This is a genomic window from Candidatus Woesearchaeota archaeon, from assembly GCA_020854775.1.
Classification (GTDB): Archaea; Nanobdellota; Nanobdellia; order Woesearchaeales; family 21-14-0-10-32-9; genus 21-14-0-10-32-9.
Genome location: JAHKLZ010000032.1, coordinates 1 through 3,837, shown reverse-complemented (window position 1 = coordinate 3,837; position 3,837 = coordinate 1). Strand labels below are relative to the sequence as shown.

General features: G+C 34.5%; 3 protein-coding genes. All 3 read left to right on the top strand.

Annotated features, from left to right (window positions below; translation table 11 throughout):
* Positions 1–790: hypothetical protein (locus tag KO361_05140; GenBank protein MCC7574951.1), on the top strand; the 790-nt coding region annotated here is incomplete at its 5' end.
* A gap of 257 nt (positions 791–1,047) precedes the next feature.
* Complete coding sequence (locus KO361_05135) at positions 1,048–1,782, top strand: hypothetical protein (protein MCC7574950.1); 735 nt, start codon at positions 1,048–1,050, stop codon at positions 1,780–1,782.
* Positions 1,783–2,356: 574 nt separating this feature from the next.
* On the top strand, positions 2,357–2,770 hold the full coding sequence (locus tag KO361_05130; GenBank protein ID MCC7574949.1) for a hypothetical protein: 414 nt from the start codon (positions 2,357–2,359) through the stop codon (positions 2,768–2,770).
* Positions 2,771–3,837: the final 1,067 nt, after the last annotated feature.

Here is a 3,837-nt window from a genome sequence, read left to right as displayed (position 1 = left end):
TGTTATCACTAGTGGTCCTTGTTTGCCTGATACCTGTGAAATTGGTGACTGCTGTGCAAGTATTGTAAAAATTGAAGCTGGTGAATGCGGTGAAGACGGCGTCTGTGTCGAATTCCCGGTTATCGTTGACTGTGAACCCCCTTACCTTGGCTTAGTGGTAGAAGTTGATGAATGTTACTGTGCTGGCTGTGAAATTTCCTTTAAAAGTTTTGCTACTACCGACATTTGTGAAGGAACCGATGAATGCTGTGGCGATGACTGCTCAGGTATTGCCGGATGGGCAATCAGCATTTATGACTATTTTGATAACCCGTTTGACAGATGTTGTGACTTAACCTGTGCAGACCCAATCTGGTCTGACAGTGGCATAGGCTGCCCTGTTGATACAAAAACTACTTGTTTGACGGCGACAGATAATGTAGATTTTATAGGTTATAATTCACCTGTAGGAGTTAATGGTAGACCGAAAGATGTACTGATACCAGATAGCGGTGTTTATATTTTATTGGTTGAACTGGAAGACAATGTTGGTAATATAAGTAAGGGCTTGTTTGCTTTTGGTGTTGGAGAATATTATGTGGAAGACAAAGATAGAGTTGAATGTTTTATAGTATTTGGTGACATTAGGTTCCTTGAAGATTGTATAGACCCGGAAGATAAGAATAGTCCCTGGTATAAAGCTACTATAGATAAATTTTGCCCAGGCATGGATGGTGAATATTACAAAGAATGGATACTTGAAGTTGGCGACAAATGTGACTTATGCAATGAGCGTAAATATATTGATTGATGCAGGGTAAATAGTGAAACAAAAACATATTAAATAGAATTAAGACTTGATGTTTACAGAATAAACAGAAGAAGGGGTTCCCAAAAGACCCCTTCTTCTGTTTATATATAATAAAAAATATCAGTAATATTTTTTCTTGCCCAAAAGAATGATTTCCGGTTATAATAGCAAAAGAATTGCAACAGCAAAGATAAGATTTTATCTTATCTGCAATTGTATTAATCAATAAATAAAACAAATAGAAAAAGGAGAAAAGGATGAAAAAAATTTTTGTTTTAGTGCTGATTTTACTTTTAGGAATTTTTGTCTTTACCGGTTGTGATGGGACCAGTATCCCGACTGAAGGTGAAGGCGAAGGAGAAGGTGAGGGTGAAGAAGAAGTTTCCCAGGTAGTACTGGTGGAAAGCTTTAGTGCAGATGGTTGTGGTTATTGCGAGCCCTTAAAGCCCGTATTAGAGCAGATAGCAACTGAATACAGCAGGGATGAAGTAATCATTGTGAATTTAATCCCCTGGGGTTCTTATTTATTACAAGAAGCAAGGGACCGTTTTGATTGGTATTCTTTGTCCGGCGTTCCACAGACATTATTTAATGGCACAAACCGTACAAATTCAAATTCTTATAACACTATAAACAATACAATTAAAGGTCACCTGAATGCCAGTCCAAAGGTCTCTATTAAAGCGACCAGGACTGCTGAAGGCAATACTTCGGTATTGACCGGTACTGTGAAAAATATCAGCAATAATACCTTATCAAATCTGGTTATCAATGGTATGGCTTTTAGAAAACGTGGTAGCTTTTCACGTGCTGTAGTTGATATTTTTGAAGAACAAAAGATTTCTATTGCATCTCTTGCTGCCGGTGAAAGTAAAAGTTTTACCATTACGCTGGAAGATATAAACTGGGACGGGTTTAATATGGATGGAGTTGTTTTCGTCCAGAGTGTTTCCGGTACCAAGAGTATTCTACAAGCCCAATTTATTGACTAAAACTCTATAATTGTCATAGGGACGGCAGACCGTGTAATTGTCATAGGGACGGTTCTTTTGACAACATTTTAGAAATCATTAGTTTGCAATAGCTTGTTGTTTTTAGTTTTTAGATTAGATAATAATTTTTTACGTATAAATAAATGAAATTGCCAAGCCTGCCTCTTAACATTTTTAAAGGCAGGCTTGCAAGGACAAATACAAGCAGCTAGCTACTATAGTGTCATTGCAAGTAGCGAAGTGACGAAGCAATCTCTTTCAATTATACCTAAAGGGAATTTAATAAAACGAAAAACAATAAGCAGTGAACGTAAAAAGATGACATGAATGTATTTCACCAAATTATTAAATACTAAATACCAGCGGCCAATGACTAAAATGACTAAATTGAGTAAATACTAAAATTATATATGATGCAAGAATGGGGAAAAAATCCGGGTTTTCATTCAAAAAGTATCTAAAGTATTAACAAAAAACATTCTTAACTCATTCTTTCTGTTCCGTAGGTTTATATTAAATTTGAGAAGTTCATATGTAAAAAAGAGTTAATGGAACTGAACAAAGGAGAACTTTTATGAGAAAAGTTTCTTTATCGTTAATAGTTATTATAATGATCATGTTTCTAATAACAGGATGCGATGGTTTTATGCCTTCTCCACCGGCAGGCGGGAATGATGAATATGACCAGGAAAACATTGAATTAGCTTATCTTAAAATAATTCCTGCACAGGTTGAGATGAAAGTTAATCAATCTAAAAAATTTGAGATTAAAGCCTATAATTCAGATGATAAGCTGATTAAAATGGATATTTCCAAGTTTGAAAAATGGGTAGCAATGTATTCGTGCGTTGGCTGTGGTATTGTTTGGGGTATATCTCCAATAACAGGCTCGTTTCAAACAACCTTTACCCCGTATAAGGCCGGAAGGTATACGATTTCAGCGAAATATGACGGAGAGTGGGTTCAAATAGTGGTATATGTAGATTGAAGAACATTGTCACGGGGACGGTTCTTTTGACAATGAAAACAATAACAAGTAACAAGTGAATACTGAACTTATATATGTTTTGCAAGGATGGAAGATTGGAATAATGCAAAAATGGTATAGAGTAAAAAACGCTGGAATAGGTGAAAGTAAGTTTTCAGATTTCAGTTTTTAGTTTACAGACAAATACAAAATAAAAATATAAAGTTGTAATTTTAACAAAAATAATTATCCATTTTTGATTTTTGATCAAAGAATGCAGGCAACAATGAATGAGATTGCCACGCCTGCCTCTTAACAATAGTTAAGGGCAGGCTCGCAATGACAGAGGAAAAAAGTATTAAGTATACCGTATAACGTATACCGCAAGACAAGAGAAGAAAATATAGTGATTAGTAACAAGTAATGAGTAATAAGCAAAGGCAAGAATGCAATAATGCAAAGATGCAAGAATGGAATAAGACAGTATTGCAACATTGTATCCTTGCAATCTTGCAGCTAAAGATTTTTAGCTCTTACTCTTAACTAAAAACTGATAACTATTTTTCTTGTTCTTTAGTCTAAAAACTAAAAACCAAGAACTGAAAAATGCTATTCTAACTAAATATTAAATACCAACGGCTAACGACTATATTGTCATTGCGAGGAACGAAGTGAAGAAGCAATCTCATCCAATTAAACCCGATAATATTTAACTAAAAACTATAAACTAAAAACTGATAACAGTCTTTATATACTAAATACCAACGACTAACGACTAAATTATTATTGAGTAAAGATTGTGGGTATAGATGTTGCAAGGATTGGAGATTGGAATAATAGAAAAAAGAATCAGGGGTTTCATTAAAGAATTACCCGAATTCCTAACCAAAAACGAAAAACTATAAACTAAGAACATTATTCGCTGAAGAAGCGAATGAAAAGCGACCGAAGCAGTCTCATACACTTATATGTTCCAATATTTAAAATTTATGCCAAAAGTATGAATATTAACAGAACTAATGGGCTAAAATAAAGGAGAACTTAATGAAGAAAGTATGCTTATCCATAATAATAATAACCTTGATTGC

Coding starts and splice junctions, on each gene's coding strand:
- KO361_05130 (MCC7574949.1), top strand. CDS start 2,357: ATGAGAAAAGTTTCTTTATCGTTAATAGTTATTATAATGATCATGTTT.
- KO361_05135 (MCC7574950.1), top strand. CDS start 1,048: ATGAAAAAAATTTTTGTTTTAGTGCTGATTTTACTTTTAGGAATTTTT.